The 16,194-nt window shown below is 36.5% G+C and carries 12 protein-coding genes and 1 pseudogene; 5 read left to right on the top strand and 8 right to left on the bottom strand.

Annotated elements, in window-relative coordinates; genetic code table 11:
* Positions 1-1,098: 1,098 nt before the first annotated feature.
* The 5 genes and pseudogenes from MN204_RS13550 to MN204_RS13530 form a co-directional block, all read right to left on the bottom strand.
* Positions 1,099-1,605, bottom strand: a complete 507-nt coding sequence (locus tag MN204_RS13550) for a GNAT family N-acetyltransferase (protein ID WP_249871619.1) — start codon at positions 1,603-1,605, stop codon at positions 1,099-1,101.
* Between the two features lie 91 nt (positions 1,606-1,696).
* Positions 1,697-2,224, bottom strand: coding sequence for an AAA family ATPase (locus MN204_RS13545; protein WP_249871618.1), 528 nt, complete (start codon positions 2,222-2,224; stop codon positions 1,697-1,699).
* 328 nt (positions 2,225-2,552) lie between these two features.
* The gene (locus tag MN204_RS13540) at positions 2,553-3,365 is read right to left on the bottom strand and encodes an AAA family ATPase (protein ID WP_249871617.1); all 813 of its coding nucleotides are present in this window, start codon (positions 3,363-3,365) and stop codon (positions 2,553-2,555) included.
* Entirely contained in the window at positions 3,358-4,806 is a 1,449-nt protein-coding gene (locus tag MN204_RS13535) for a TnsB C-terminal domain-containing protein (protein ID WP_249871616.1), read from the bottom strand. The genes MN204_RS13540 and MN204_RS13535 overlap by 8 nt, the downstream gene beginning before the upstream one ends.
* A gap of 53 nt (positions 4,807-4,859) precedes the next feature.
* Positions 4,860-5,417: pseudogene (locus tag MN204_RS13530) on the bottom strand (recombinase family protein); the annotation flags it as partial.
* Between the two features lie 325 nt (positions 5,418-5,742).
* Between MN204_RS13530 and MN204_RS13525 the strand changes: the two are divergent.
* From MN204_RS13525 to MN204_RS13515, 3 genes are all read left to right on the top strand, one after another.
* A complete protein-coding gene (locus tag MN204_RS13525) occupies positions 5,743-7,008 on the top strand; it encodes an amidohydrolase family protein (protein WP_249871614.1) in 1,266 nt (421 codons plus the stop codon).
* A gap of 110 nt (positions 7,009-7,118) precedes the next feature.
* Positions 7,119-7,652 (top strand): GNAT family N-acetyltransferase, encoded by a 534-nt coding sequence (locus MN204_RS13520; protein ID WP_249871613.1) that lies wholly within the window; start codon positions 7,119-7,121, stop codon positions 7,650-7,652.
* 542 nt (positions 7,653-8,194) lie between these two features.
* Entirely contained in the window at positions 8,195-8,983 is a 789-nt protein-coding gene (locus tag MN204_RS13515; protein ID WP_249871612.1) for a class I SAM-dependent methyltransferase, read from the top strand.
* 306 nt (positions 8,984-9,289) lie between these two features.
* Here MN204_RS13515 and MN204_RS13510 read toward each other — a convergent pair whose 3' ends face one another.
* A complete protein-coding gene (locus MN204_RS13510; protein WP_249871611.1) occupies positions 9,290-9,811 on the bottom strand; it encodes a hypothetical protein in 522 nt (173 codons plus the stop codon).
* Between the two features lie 422 nt (positions 9,812-10,233).
* Between MN204_RS13510 and MN204_RS21310 the strand changes: the two genes are divergently transcribed.
* On the top strand, positions 10,234-10,356 hold the full coding sequence (locus MN204_RS21310) for an AbrB/MazE/SpoVT family DNA-binding domain-containing protein (protein WP_306798707.1): 123 nt from the start codon (positions 10,234-10,236) through the stop codon (positions 10,354-10,356).
* Between the two features lie 507 nt (positions 10,357-10,863).
* Here MN204_RS21310 and MN204_RS13505 read toward each other — a convergent pair.
* Both MN204_RS13505 and MN204_RS13500 read right to left on the bottom strand, forming a co-directional pair.
* Entirely contained in the window at positions 10,864-12,726 is a 1,863-nt protein-coding gene (locus MN204_RS13505) for a DNA primase family protein (RefSeq protein WP_249871610.1), read from the bottom strand.
* 225 nt (positions 12,727-12,951) lie between these two features.
* Positions 12,952-13,140: a hypothetical protein gene (locus MN204_RS13500; RefSeq protein ID WP_249871609.1), complete on the bottom strand. Its 189-nt coding sequence runs from the start codon at positions 13,138-13,140 to the stop codon at positions 12,952-12,954.
* 629 nt (positions 13,141-13,769) lie between these two features.
* On the opposite strand from MN204_RS13500, the gene MN204_RS21305 reads away from it, so the two are divergent.
* On the top strand, positions 13,770-13,901 hold the full coding sequence (locus MN204_RS21305; RefSeq protein WP_306798706.1) for an AbrB/MazE/SpoVT family DNA-binding domain-containing protein: 132 nt from the start codon (positions 13,770-13,772) through the stop codon (positions 13,899-13,901).
* Positions 13,902-16,194 lie beyond the last annotated feature (2,293 nt).

Raw genomic sequence — 16,194 nt, 5'->3', positions numbered from 1 at the left:
ATAATATTCCGGAGAAAATAATAGCTAATAAGTATAGTATATAAATAATTTTATGTATATGATTGTAAAATTTTTCTATAAAAGTTATATCAATCAAACTTAATTTACTAAGGCATGTTAAGAAAGTATATGGTTTTTTGCTCAATATACCTACCAGTATCCCTGACAGCTAAGTAGACTAAAATAAAAAATGTAAATTAAAAATGTTGCTCTTTGGTGATTAATCTTCAGTTTCTAATGGTGGTAAGCCATATACAATTCTCCTCTGTTAGTGATTTATCGTTAGTTGCACGTTTTGTTCTATATCATTATCGACATCAGAACTATAACTATAAATCGGGTGTTAATCATAAATTACTTATTTTTCATTTACCAGCACTCTTCTAATTTCTTGATGTGTATCTTCTATATATTTTGCAATACTTGAATGATCGCCATAGATAAATTTACTATTAATATTTAATTTATCTAATGAACCATCTCCCCCAAATAAACTTTGGCAATGATTTATTGCTTTCTCTATAAATAGCAAAAAAGTGGTATTTTAAACCTGATAATTGCTGTAAGCTTTAGGAAGTCTACGTTACCCTAAAACAATAAACGCCAATACTATTATAATAATAGGAATCAATATCACAAATGTCATTACAATATTTACTATCGCCTGTCTTCCAATATTATTTTTTAGTTTTCTTAAATAGCTCTCTATTTGCATATAGATAAACCAGTAACCCCTATTTTTTGAAATCAAGTAATGAAGGGTATACAACAGAAATAAACAAACAATAAAAATAGTTGTATAACCCCATAAATTTTCTGAAAGGTGATCAGGAAAATAAGCAGGAGAATTATACTTAAATGTCACTTTAGATGCTATCTTGCACCTGTTTTAAGTCGATATTTTGCATGTAGGGGTGTCACCACCAACATTTCTTGAAATTTTGTACACTAAGTGAATTCCAACCTAAAAAAGTCGAATTCCCGTAAGTTAGGATTCGACTTTTTTAGATTAGCTTATTCCCCTAAAGCACCAAATAGTTCAAGTAGATTCCTTCACAACATCTAAAAATTTAAACGTTAAAGAACATATCTTATCCCTTATTTATTAAATATTACTTGAGCAATTTGTTTTTCACCATTTTTCTCAAATATCTTATATGTCTGCATTCCTAATTTTTCTGCAACCTTCTGTGATGATATATTTTCAAGTGTAGTGTATGAAAATATCTTCGGGTAATTCAAAATATCAAAAGCATAATCTTTACAGGCAATTGCTGCCTCTGTTGCATACCCTTTATTCCAATACTTCTTTATAATATGGAAACCAATCTCTGGTACTATTTCATTCTCTATTGCTTGCATTGTAATGCCACAGTCTCCAATAAATTTTTCCCCATCTTTTAAAATAACTGCCCATAAACCATGGTTATATTGTTTATAATTATCAATATTCCACTGGATCCATTTTTCCACTTTCTCCTGATTAAAAGGCTCAGTATAGTATTGCATCGATTCTGGATCTGAAAGAACTTTAGATAACTCTTGTACATCCTCCATTATTAGTTCTCTAAGATACAGCCTCTCTGTTTCGATTATTTTCTTCATGAATTATACCCCCAATACTCTTTGGCCCTTTAGTAAATAATTCAGCAAAAAAGGTGGTAATCCTTCTTTTAGGGTGGCACCATTTAGTTTATTAATATTTGAATGAAGGATTTTCTCTTATATTCAGAAAGATTTCATCTAAATCCGATGGCTGTAAGTAGGTTGTATTATAGAGAAAGCGTTTATCTATTCCTTTACTTTCAAATTCATTCACTAATTCTAAACATCTTACTCCCATCTGTTGTTCTTTAATCCTTAATGCATCTCTTCTTAACAGTTCATCACTATCGACCCATAAAACAACATATATAATTTCAACGTTTTTTACCTCAGCATAAATCTTTCGAGAAAATTTTTCTACTTCTTCTGGGAAAGCAACATAATCAATGATTACATTCTTATTCGCCTGAACAAAATTGATACTTAAGTCGGCTATATTTCTCCAAATTAATGAAGTTAATTCTTCGCTTTCCCACGGTGGAAGGTATCCACCAATAACCATATGATTGATTAAATCACCTTCAATATAAGCACTATGGTCAAACTGTTCAGCAAGCCCCTTTGAAGTTGTGGATTTACCAACTCCTGCTGGTCCAGATATAATATAAATTTTATTCATTATTTTCCACCCACTTTTTATATTCAATATTAAAAGCTTGAAGTCCTACTTAAACTAAACTGCCCCAAGAGTTTAAGTGCTTTTCCTCACAATCTCCCCTTTACATCTTCAGTTATTTATATAGGTTCAATTTACACTAATCTAATTGATTAGTTAAGAACTTATTTTTTTAAAAATTGTTCAATTTGAGTATACTCAAGTTGAACAGTAGTGGTATACTCTGTCATAAGGGTGTCACTTTAGGAGTTATTTTGCACCTCTTTTATGTGCTATTTTGCACTATAAATTATTAAAAGCTATCTCCTTTTAAAAGATAGCTTTTTAATGCTTACTTGATTCCGATTACTAAACTGTCTCGTGCAGCTTCAACAACCTCTGTTGTTATGGTTTCAAGATTATTAATTTCAAGTATCCTTTCAATTTGAGTGAACAGTCTTTGTATAAGCCTAAAATTTCCTCCAGTAATCTTTATGATGCTAGTTATTGCCTCATAATCGGAAAAGTCCTCAAGTTTTATAGAAAGTCCTAGTTCTTCCCATTTAAACTCCAAGATATGATGGGTTTCATCTTTACTGAGTTTATCAAATTCATGAGCAAATCCAATTCTAGAATAGAGTTGGGGATATCGAGCCAATCTCTTTTCAATTCCAGGCATTCCGATTAATATCATTGCTATATCATTTCGATCATATATATCCCTTAGTTGCTCTAAGTTTTGCACTTTTAGTCGATCTATCTCATCAACAATAATCAGGTCAATTTCTTCAAACGTACTAGTAGAATACTCTTCTTCTTCACCTCTGTTAAGTACTTTATACATAGTTCTAACCATACCCATTCTAGTTCCAATACTATGAATTTCATCTGTCATTTTAGTAGCCCGTACTGCTGGGGCTGTATAAAAAATCGTTCTAGCATCAAGAATCTTTTCATCTGCATTCGCACCGATTTCCTTTGCGTTTTTATAGGCTATTTGTTTTTGGATAGAGTCCCAATTTGAATAATACCTTGAGGATAATGTTTTTCCTACACCGGGCAGACCATAACAAATACCTATATATTTATATTTAATACACGCATCACAAAACTCTGCAAATCTTTTATATTCTTTTGTTTCAATAAACTTCTTTGTTTTATTCATTGAAATACCTCTTGAGTTTTGACTTTTTAGAATCAGATTTATTCGACTGGTTCTCGAAATCTTTTTGCTTTGATAAAGCTATTTCTTCTGCAACAGTTTTTCCAGTATCAAGTTGTTTCTTGAGTTTTTTTCGTACTTTATTTCGTGCTGAAACAATATCTTTTAAATCTACTTGGTAATCAGAAATTTCAGGGGAAACAGCAGTGCATAAGTATTTATCTTGATAAAACACCCGAATCTCTGCGATATCCCTTGGATCATAACGAATAATGACTGTTTCACCAATATATGCAGCTAGGTTTGTATCTATATACCTTAAACCTTGGAAGTGAATACCATCCGAATGAACCTTCCTTGGTTTTGCTACATTTAATAATAATAAATCCAGACTTTCCAAACTAGCTGGCATATTAGGGAGAAATCCAGAATTACTCCAGGATTTAATAGGTTCTTTTTTTGTTGTACCATGAACCCTATGATGATAGTTATATATGATGAAATTTGATAATTTATCGTCAAGTTCTTTAAAAGTAAGAAGTGCCGTGTTATTCTGATTTCCGAAATAGCCAGGTAAATCTTGTAGAAACAATTGATTGATGGTTGAAAAGAATCTTTCTATTTTTCCACGCCCTCTTGGAACTCCTACTGTAGAGAAAACTAGATTAATCTTTAAATCAATAGCTACTTGTTCCAAATGATTGGAGGTAAAGTCACTTCCGTGATCTGTATAAAACTTTTCGGGGATACCACATATTTGCCAATCGGGGTTTCTTTTTCTCCATATTGCTTGGTGTAAGACCAAAGATGTTTGTATAGCAGACGGGTCTTGAAAGGTTAAAAAGTATCCAGCAACTGCTCGACTATAGTCATCTAAAATAATTGTTAGCCAAGGTCTTTCTGGTTTTCCTTTTTCATTTAAAACAATTATATCTAATGGGGTATGATCAGCTTGCCATATCTCATTAGGATAATTAGCCTCTCGTCGGTGAATTAAATCATAAGTGTTTTGATATTCTTTTTTCCCTTCATAGGCTAGTTTTTTTAGTCCTGGTGATAAAGACTTTGAGATAGCATAAACCTGATAGTAACTGGGTTGCTTCCACTTATTCTTTTTGCATATCTCACAAATCTTCCTATGAATAGAAGTGACTGAATTTCTTTTGTGACTAATTATTAAATTCTTAATTTCCTCTTGTACTTCTTTTTCCACTTTAAAAATTCCTGAATCTGTTCGATTCTTTCGAATCAAACCAATTAATCCAAATTGCTGGTACTTACCAATCCAATATTGAAGTGTTCTTTTTGAAACACCAGATTCCTCAGCAATAGTTTTCAAATTTTTCTCATGGTTAAGATATGGTGAAATTAACTTGTATTTATTCATAGCCTTTTGTCTTTGATCTTCTGAATAAGAAGTCAATGGTGGAAGTTCTTTTTTCATTAAAAACAGCTCCTTCCAATAAGTGAAGCTAGTACCATTAGGTTACTCTAATTTTTATCATTATCTAAATATCGATAAAGAGTGGCTCTACTAATACCAGTCATTTCAACAATTTCTTTTATACTGTATTCTTCAGTATTATAAAGATTTATGGCTTTTGTAATATCCTTAGTTGCTACTCTTGGTCGTCCTCCTTTTCTTCCTCTTGCTCTAGCACTTTTTAGTCCTTCCTTTGTTCGTTCAACGATCAAATCTCTTTCAAACTGACTAAAAGCTTGAAAAACGGTCATCATTAACCTTCCTTGTGGAGTAGTAGTGTCAAAACTTTCTTTCACACTAATTAATTTCACATTATTTTCTTCAAAATAATTAACTAGATCAATTAAATCTTTCGTGCTTCTACCTAATCTTGAAAAACTTTCTACAACAACAATATCCCCTGGTCTCAACTTGTCTTTTAAACGATTTAACTCTGGCCGGTTTGATTTTGTTCCTGTCATTTTTTCCGTCAGAATTTCATTACAATTATATTTTTCTAATAAATCCAATTGACGTGCTAATTCTTGTTGACGAGTACTCACTCGTGCATACCCATAAATATACTGACTCATAAAAAAATACCACCTTTTCAGTAAAATTATATCACAAAAGGAGGTATATGATACATAGATTTTGAGCAATCTTTAAAGACTGAATTCCCCATAATTATAAGCCATTTAATCGTGAAAGAAAAAAGTCTCAAAAACATTCGTTTTTGAGAAGAAAAGTTTCTTATTCTACAAATTGCTTTTGTGCAGGGATGTCTCTGAATGAATTTACTAAATCAGGTAGTTTAGTGTAGACTAAATTTACAGAATAATTATAAATAACTAGTTTGTGAATAAGTTCACTTAAACTAACTGGCAAATGTAGTCCGAAAAGTAAAGGGGTAATTAAATGAAGTTAAAAAATGTAACATACCTAAATAGTAATATGAAATTTGAAACACAAAGTATTGATATCGAAAATGGTGAAATTCGTTTAAACATTAATGATGCAAACGATGAGGGGGCAATAGATTGCTCGGATTATTTTGTAATCCCTGGTTTGGTTAATGCTCATTTCCATAGTTATTCGCCTCTAACTAAAGGATTGATGAAGGAAATGTCACTTCAGGATTGGAGCAGTGGCTCGGAACAAGGAAAAATACAGGAACTGTTCTTTGATTATATCGACAATGAAGTCTCTGAAGAAGATTTTGTGTATGTTGCTCAAAAGAGCTATATTGATATGGTTAAAAATGGGGTAACCTTTGTAAGTGACTCAGATCCACAATCGCCACAATTACTAAGCGATGCAATAAACGAGATTGGAATACGAGGAATAATTGATACATATGAGGAAATTGGAGATTATTATAGTAAATCTGAAGGAAATGTTTTATTTGGCTCTCATTTATTAGAAGAAGAAGACTTTACCAATGCTGATTTATATAAATTGAAAGAAACAAAGGATGAATATAATCCTATAATGATGACGCATTGTTTAGAGAATGAGTGGAGATACAACATAGTAAAGTCTAAATTCGGAAAATCAAGTATCGACATTTACAATGAACTGGGTTTACTCGATGATAAAACAGTACTCTTTCACGGTGTTTATATGTCAAAAAATGATATAGAGTTAGTTGCCAAACATAAAAGTTCTGTTGTTCATTGTCCAATTTCAAACTTAGATACAGGAGCAGGGGTTGCAGATGTTAGTTATATGCTTGAAAATGGTGTAAATGTTTCTTTAGGTACTGATTACGGTCATACGAACATGTGGGAGTTAATGCGGTTAACTTACTATTTATTAAAAATAACTAATCCCGTTCATAAATACTCTGCCGAGGATATTTTTAAAATGGCAACTGTAAATGGAGCAAAAGCATATGATTTACAGGAAGGTATAGGACAAATAAAAGAAGGTTATAAAGCGGACTTAGTATTTATTAGGAAAAACTCGGATTTAGAACCATTGCTGAACAATGAAAACTTTTCTAATTACCTCCACAACATATTGTTTTATAGTAAAGAGGATTCAGTTCAACATGTAATGGTTGATGGTAAGTGGGTTATGAAAGATAGAAAACTGGTGACAGTGGATGAAGGAAAAGTAGAGAGTAGATATAATCAAATTGCAGAAGGTTTTTTAAGCTATTTAAAGGCCCAGTCTTATTGAATTAACGGGTGCCAATGTTTAATAAGGAAAATCACCTTTTTTTGAATTTATACAGTTTGGGTAGGATTGTTGAACAGACAAAAACACTAAAGGTAAAGGGGATATCAGCTATGTATTTAGCAAAACCCACATTTGACTTGAAATCGAAATATATTGATTTCTATCAAGAGTGGAAGGAAAGTGGAGAGGAAATGATACCTTTCGTAATAAAAAAGGACCCTAAGAACTTTCAATCAATGCTAGACTATTTATCCGACTGTGAAAAAGGGATAGAACCACCAGAAAGTTGGATTCCAGAAAGCTCCACATACTGGTTAATCGATAATAACGAAATGATCGGTGTCGTAAATATTCGCCATCGCTTAACAGAGCCACTGTTTAATGCTGGGGGGCATATCGGGTATGGTATTAGACCCTCAAAAAGAGGAAAGGGCTATGCTACTCAAATTCTGTCATTAACTTTAGAAAAAGCAAAAGATTTAAAGTTAGAGAAAGTCCTATTAGTTTGTAGCTCAACTAATAAAGCTTCAAAAAAGGTGATATTAAATAATGGTGGAATAAGTGATAAGGATTTTACTGATGAAAATAATAATACTTTAAAAAGGTACTGGATTGACTTAAATAATATGGTATCCATTGTTTAGCTATATGGTGCTTTAGGAGAATAAGCTAATCTAAAAAAGTCGAATCCTAACTTACGGGAATTCGACTTTTTTAGATTGAAATTAACTTAGTGTACAAAATTTCAAGAAATGTTGGTGGTGACACCCCCACATGCAAAATATCGACTAAAACAGGTGCAAGATAGCATCTAAAGTGACACTACATTTCCATTTGTTTAACCAGGGTGTACTCAAATTGAACAGGAGTGGTAACAAAGATGGCTTCCTTCATTTCAGGTTGTAAAGTCAAATTATTTTAGGAATGTCTCTGAATGATTTACTTAACTAGAGAGCTTAGTATAAAATGAATTTACAGAATAATTATAAATATATATTGTGAGGAATTTCACTTAAACTAACGGGGCAGATTATGGAACAAGAAAAAGGATTTAGTATAAACCGTTGTAATGAAATCGATAAGATAAAAATATCACTTCATATAAAATGTTGGTATTTTAAGTTATGTGTATTTTGAGTTAAGATTTAGAAAAGTAATACAAAAATCCTGAGATGAGGTATACAAGATGAGTATGGATTTTCATAACAAGAAAAATCAAGTTACTTATACAACTCGAGATGCTGACAAGTCGTGGATTGAAAAAATAAAAAAACTTGTACCTATTGAAAATATTTCTAACGCTTTAGATGTTGGTTGTGGCGGAGGAATCTATTCTAAGGCTCTATCGGAAATAGGTGTGGATTTTGTTACTGGTATTGATTTTTCAGAAGCCATACTTGAAGGTGCAAGAGACAATTGTAAAAGATATGAAAATATTATTTTTAAACATGGAAATGCTCTCGAAACAGGTTTAGATAGTAATAGTTATAATTTGCTACTTGAAAGAGCGTTGATTCATCACATCGAAGATCTAAAAGCCTGTTTCAAAGAAGGTTATCGAGTTTTGAAGAACGAAGGATTTTATATTATACAAGACCGTACTCCTGAAGATTGCTTATTAGAAGGTAATGATAGTCATATTAGAGGGTATTTCTCTGAACTCTTTCCAAGATTAAGTGAAATGGAGACCAAACGCAGATACACTAGTAAATATGTAATGGACTCCCTACAGGAAGTTGGGTTCAAGTCTATAGAAGAAGTTAAGTTATGGGAAACAAGAAAAGTTTACAGTGATAAAGACGAACTACTAAAGGATTTAAGTGAAAGAACTGGACGAAGTATATTACATGAGTTAAATGATGAAGAATTGCAATTACTAATAAGTCATATAGACAAATCGTTATCAACAAATACTAATATAATTGAAAATGATAGATGGACAATTTGGAAAGCAGTAAAAGTCGATCAGACATAGTTTGTGAAGAAACGTACTTAAACTATATGGTGCTTTACTTTAATAAGAAAATTGACTTGAACCTCTTAATAGAGGTTCTTTTTGTACAAATTCAAACACGAAACTTTCTCTAAATTGACAGGGCAATTGACTCACTTTATTCTAAATACAATATCGATTTCTATGTAAAAAAGAACTGAAATATCTTATGCAAAATAGTCAAATTGTAACTAAGCCAGTGGGTATTTGCATAACATTACACCAGATTTTCATAGATAGTGATCCTTTTAGTTGCAAGATATGCCTGGTTTTCAACTTAATAATTCATTACTTTAGAAACCTAACGATGTAATTATCTAATTCTAACAATATATAATCGCATCTATAAAAGGGGATAGGTTCCTTACTACCTGTTATTTCTGTCAGATGACGAGACATAGAAACCTTGAAAATAGTTATGTCTTCTTTTGCCTTTCTAACAGCTTCACCACAAGATATAATGCTCGTATCTGTCCCTTCTTTGTCATTATCTATTATGATTTTACGAATTTCTGTAATAAACTCGGCACTACTAATTTGTCCTTCAACTAGTTCAGAAACGAAAGCTGTTTGAAGAAGTAAATGATAATGTCCTGCATGTCCACCTAATTCACACACTGCTGCTTTTAATAAAAGTTCATATCCTTCACTAAATTCATCTGTGGTATGTATTGATGCAATATCGCCCCCGGTACAGTCACTGAGGTCGTCCATTAAGTCAAAATCTAGTTTTAAACATTTTTTATATATTTCAGTAAGCCATGAAACGTTTTTTGAGTATAGAATCTGAGTTGTGAATTGCTTTTTCATTAATTGAAACTCCTTTTTAACAAAGTTTAAATATATGTTGAAATTTTAATCATACTATATAAACGATCCCGAATGTACACATTAACACATTATTTTGGATTTAAAAATACTAACAAAACTAGCAATATATACCATTCAAGTGTCCCACACCATGCTCAAATGAAATATAGGTTTTTACACTAACGGATGCGATTACAATCCACGTTGCTTTACGACCGATAAGTAATATAAAGGTGTTATAATAAACCCAGGAGAGTAATCATTATGCAAAAGAAAGATTAAGAATCATCGATGACGTGAGTTGCGTTAATTGCATATGGGAAATAGCTGAAATATTCGATAAAGAAGATGATATGTATGCTGTTCCTATTGTGCAGTGACATAGCATAGAATAATAAAAAGACAATAAAGGAGTGAATCATATGTCCACAACTGCCCAAAATCCGAAAGACCCAACATTAGAAGAATTAATGGCGGGAGTCACAGAAGAAAATCAGCACGAAGAAACTGATTGGGGCAAGCCAGAAGGGGACGAAATCTGGTAATAATACTTATGTGTGATACCTCCATAGGATCATTGTGAAAATCGGCATGCCGAATAAACCGCTTTGCCATATGCATTCAATCGAAGCTTGCACAATCCCACAGAAAAAATTCAGTTATCGTATACAAGGGGGTCGTCCGAAATAAGGAAATTCTTCTTCATAAAAGCAAATGTACCACTTGTACCACTAAGAAACTACTTATTCTTTTGTATTTATATATATACTATTTTCTTTTCTTATATCTAATTAGTATAAAATAAGTGGTACAAGTGGTACAAAACACTGTAACCCTTGATATGATTACGTTTAGGCTGTACCACTTTTTGAAAATAGGCTGGTACATTTGCGGTACATTGGATGCTTTAGTGGTACAACCCCCCTCCTTTTCCCTGTGACTCCCGGAGCGATTCTGTCACTTTTCCTGTTTTGTACCATTTAGAAGTGGTACAAATCGACTTTTAGTGGTACAGAAATGCTCCGTAGTGGTACATTAATGGTACAAATTTTTTAGATTCTGATGAACCCCCGGTATTTTGTTTTTCTAGGGAATTCCCTTTTTTTCTGTGATTGAGAGCCGTTGTATGTAGGGCTCATCCAATCTGTCGGTTGTCCATTATGCTCTACCCTATCCAACCCGTACTGACTAATCAACGGTTCATCGTCATCCATTTTCCCGTTTGACCGTACCCCGGATTTACTTTGTGTTTCATCCCCCCACGGATCACCTTGCGAGCTAATCACGCTCCGTAATTGCTCCGACAATTTAGTTTTAGATATCGGCCCCGCGCTCGGGTTGTTCTTCATAATCCATTTGAGATACAAGTCGTACAAAAACTGCGTCGGTAACAGATCCCAAACAAACTCGTCTTTATGTTCGTTCCAAAAATCTAACACAGAATTGTTCCGCTCACGGTACTGATCAAGCAGTGTTGCCGAACGTGCTGGCATAATAAACTCGTCAAAGTCCATGTTTAAAGCCTTGTGTAACACGTACTCCAATACTTCTTGACGGTTAATATAGTCACTCTTGATATATTTCCGCTCCCCATTGTTCGTGAACGACTTCATAAACGGTACAGGGATAATCCTGCGGTAAAACGACTCGGACTTATCCTTGGTCTTCGGTAGACCATTCATCATCTGGATGTTTGTCCCGTTAAATTGGATACGTAATGGCGCCTTGTTTTTTATATTAATGTTGATATCATCACCTGTGATTGACGCCTTGTAGTCCTTAACGCTATCAATATGCACATCCACATCGTTTTCATCTGCAATATTCGCAGCAACATTCAGCAAAGTTTGCTTCAAAAATTCATGTTTAAAGTCCGCAACGGAAAGCGACGCGTAATTCCCTTTACCTAATAGGTTCTTAATTAGCTGACCGACAGTCCCTTTCCCGTTGTTTCCTTTTTCCGAATAGAACCATATACTCTTGTGACGTGAGTGGTTAGGCTGTAGGCAATCCGCAATAACCTGCCACATTAACGTTATCGAGTCTGCGTCATTGTCCATAATATCCCTCATCCATGAATCCACGTCCCACCGGTACCCGTCCGGCGCTGTCAAAACACGGTTAATTGGGTGTGGCTTATAATCCACAGGAATCTTTGTGAGATACACATATTTAGAATGAAACGGCATGAGCTGCTTCTTTCTCTGATTGTAGATCCCATTGTTTACCGCGAACAAGTGGCGTTCCTTCGTCTGCTCGACTGTCGGTACTGCCCGCCCGATCTTATCGATCACTTTATCCATTTCGCGTTGATCAAATTTAGGCGCCAGCCGCTCCATGAGTTTGTAAAAGTGAGCACGACTCGAATTATATGCCCCTTTTTTTGGTGAGGTTGCGTTACCGTCAAACATAGCCAGCAACGTATCCTCCTCACGGTCCGTCATCTGAATGTTTTTAAATTTGAAGATAGACATCATGATAATCGCCACGTCATCAAACTCTAATTTAGTCGGCACGCGTTTTCTCAGTTGCGCCGCGCATACCAGATTGTGTTCTTCCACTTCAGCAATCTTGCTTGTTAGCGCGCCTTCTCCGACTTCTAACAGATATTTTTTATCAATTAAGTTAGGCAAGGATAAACCGTTCAGGAAATCTGCCAGATACTTCGGAACATAAATGTCGTCAGGCACGCTTACGCGCCTGTCAGGCGGATCTCCATCATCGCTACTATCTGTTGTGCCCCCTCCATTGTTCCCGCCGCTCCCGCCAGCATCACTATCACTCACAGGTATAGCGTTATCCACGTAGTTGTTTAATATAATTTCGAATTCTTCGTTGTGTATAACCCCTTGATCCTTGATTTTTTCAGAGTTAGTGGTATTATTAGTAGTAGATACTACTTTTGTATCGATCATATGGCATGCACCTCTCTTATATTTTTGGGTGATATGTCTTTGTACAACTCAAAGCAAAGTAGTTCTGACCCTGGACCGGTCAGCAACTTAAAATCTGTGTCTAGCTCCTGTTGCGAATGTCGCATCGAGGGCTATTTTTTTGCCTCTATTTCATTTCTTTCAGTCTTTCTCGCTGAGCTACACCTGAAAAAAACATCGAGGTGTTTCGCTTGGTTTTTATTATGGCTACGCTCGAGTGATAACGCTGCCCGGAAAGATTTCCTCATGAAGTTTTTCAATTGCCAAATCCATAACGTCTTGTTTGTGTACACTTCCAAGTGATATCTGTCCTTGAAAATGTCCTATTATTTCATCGATTTTAACTGCATTTTCTTCCTTTATACGAACACCTGAAAAAACTCTACCTTTCGACATGTCTCTAACCTCCTTTTTTTCTTTGTTATACAATGATAAACTACTAGATTAACTGTTATCAATAGCTCTCCAAGAACATTTGTTCACATGGAAACACGAAATGTTTAACAAAATTTCTTGACAAATCTCTCAATCTATGAAAGATGAGATAGATGTTTTTAAAATTACCTAGGTCCGTGAAATCAAACACTTTGTGTATAACCCGCCGCATCCTGTTCTGATATCGCTGTTTACGACGTTGTAAGCACCAGAAACAAAATTCGAATCGAGCATAAAAATTAAAAAGCAGAGAGGAAACCATTTTGACTGCCGTGATACCGACACCGGCGCGCAAATCTTCGCGTCAGACGTGTATCCCGTCGGTACGAATAACCTTGGCGAATTCCTCGCAAGCCTTTAAGTTATGGTTTGGCGCAGACAACGTCCGTACTTATCAGATCGTAAAAACACCTTAGCAACTTCATTCGGAACACGTATTTGTTCGTATTGGTGACTGGTTCTGGATGGAGATGGCGTCTCGGGGTTTAGTGAGACTGGGTATATTAAACACCTATATGAAAAGACACTTACCTGAAAATACGGTGCGGGATTACGAAATGTGATAACATACATCAAAAGGGGTGAGTCGCATGCCAACTTCTCAAGACCCAAAACAAGATCCAAAAGATCCAACATTGGAAGAACTACTAGCAGGGGTCACAGAAGAAAATCGTCACGAAGAAATTGATTGGGGTAAGCCAGAAGGGAAAGAAATCTGGTAATACCTCTACATGTTTTGATAAACACCGAGCCGATAGCCTAAGCGCTATCGGTTTTTTATTGACAACTCGCATACGTCATGTTCATCCTATGCTTAACTCGTGTGTATTTCGTGTGCACGCCATGTGAACTTCATGCGCATAGTGTATCGCATAAGTTACAACGCGGTGCGGGTGCTATATGTCATTTAATGCACATACCAGTCGATTTCTGAACTATCACACGGCATGCATACCCCATGCGTATACTGTATGAATCTCATACGTATCTCGTGAACATCTCGTGATCACGCCATGTGAAAATCTTACACACGAAACACCGGACCGTTATCCCAAACCAGGAGGACGGTCTATTTTTTTTGGTCAGCAGATCCTTTTCTTTTGGAACTACTAGATTAAGTACCCCTAAAACCCTTTACTGGCAACATCCCGGAGAGAAAACAGGAGCCATTTACAGAGCGGGTCCCGCCTTTATTGAACCCGGGGCGGTGGTACTTCTTGACTCTCTCAGCATACGCTTCGTATAACCGCCCCAGGCTTCCCGCTCCGAAATGCCCCTAGAAATACCTTTATCGAAGGTCAAAACCCTTATTCTGACAGCATTTAAAGTACACCGCGCGCATTCTGGGCGGGTCCCGCGACCGTTGGTGCTTAATCCTGACTTTCTCCGCTTTCGCGTCGTATAAGCGCCCCGGTCTTCACGACCAGAATTCACGCAAAAAGCTATTGAATCAAGTGCATTCCTAGCGGGTCCCTCCTTCTGATCGGTGGTTTTTCCTGACTCTTTCGCTAACGCTCATATAACCGCTCTCAGAAGCCCGTTCGGAATACCCTTAAACTTAACTCTCTTGAAGTTCAAAAGCCTTCTCTGGACAGCAAACTGGCGTTTTTCGAGCGGGTCCCGCGTCGGTCGGTGGTCTTTCCTGACTCGCTCGCTATCGCTCATATAACCGCTCCCTCCTTCCCCCTCGAAAATCCCTAAAAGGCACCTCTTACAAACAGCGTGGAGCCTTCCTCCGCTCGGTGCTTTTTCCTGACTTTTTTAGCTCACACGTTGTGTGTACAGAGCACCATTTTTCGGCATACAAGCGCCTCGCGTCGTCCACGCTGTTTGAAGCCGTGTGGATCTCCTGAGAAGACCTTTTCCCTGACGATCCGCTTCCCGTTCGGTCCGCTGCTCTTTTCTCCAAACCTTATTTTTTGACACCTTCCCCTACACCCTTTTTTGAACAGCTCCCCTTCCTCCCTCATCTATATGTGGCTGTCTATCCCGGCGAAATCCCGCGCCGCAGCTCTGCACGAAATCCTTCCCTCAGCTACCGCAATCGGGACGGAAATCGTGCCGGAATAGGCCGAATATGTCGTCATACGCCTTTTTATGTTGAGCGTACCTGGCATATTTGCTGATTGTTGATGTGGCGCGGTTTATCGGGGGTGGAATACGCGGCGTATTCGGATGGAGTACCGCCCCGAAGTATCGCACCGCCTGTCGCGCCGGTGGTTCGGAGGCTGTTCGGTATTTGCGGCGTGGTATCGGTATGCGGTAGGGGAAAGAGCATAAGGGGGACGTATGACAAGCCTCGCTGCGCTCATTTGTCAGTCAGCATAGCTGACCGTCCCCCTTACTGCGAATAGAAATGCTTACGCATCTCTATTCTTGCCCCTGCGGGGTGCTCAATCAAAAGCTCCTATTCGTCGCTTTCTATTTCAAAATCGCTCCTTCACTATTGCGGCGATAAATCGTTATCCCCGCATCCGTTCCGGCAAAAAATCAATTGCTTAAACCGTGTGTTAGTTCACAAAGCTCACGCTTTATTCGTACACACACCAAAGACATATTTGTACGCACACCTACCCAGGAAACGGACCGGTGTGCGCCAGCTTCACCCATCAGGAATACTTTCCAGTATACGCAAAACTCCGAAATACCTTGTGGAGCTAAGTCACAGGAGTCCATGCACATGATGTTTCTGACACTCTCAAGCGAAAAAGTACGAGTATATTATTAATTCACATCGAGCATCCAAACTGCGCGCCGTATGCGAGCATGTTCCAGACACTAATCAGTAGCGCGTATCTTCGCACGCTGAATGACGCTACGAAGATTAGCCAAACTCAATCGACAGCAAACACCTTATCTGACAGGGACAAGGCTTCAGGATGCAAATAAGGGGCCATAAAGGCGTTCTTGCATCAGCTGGTTAAATCCCCATGTGAATATCCTAAACACGCACAGAAAGCCTCTCAGGACGATTTGACGGTAAAAGAAGGGTCACAAAGAAAAACCTAACAATTG

The organism is Oceanobacillus saliphilus, assembly GCF_023522835.1.
In the GTDB taxonomy this organism is placed as follows: Bacteria; Bacillota; Bacilli; order Bacillales; family Amphibacillaceae; genus Oceanobacillus; species Oceanobacillus saliphilus.
Note: the sequence above shows the minus strand (reverse complement) of the source record. Positions and strands in the feature narration are given on the sequence as shown.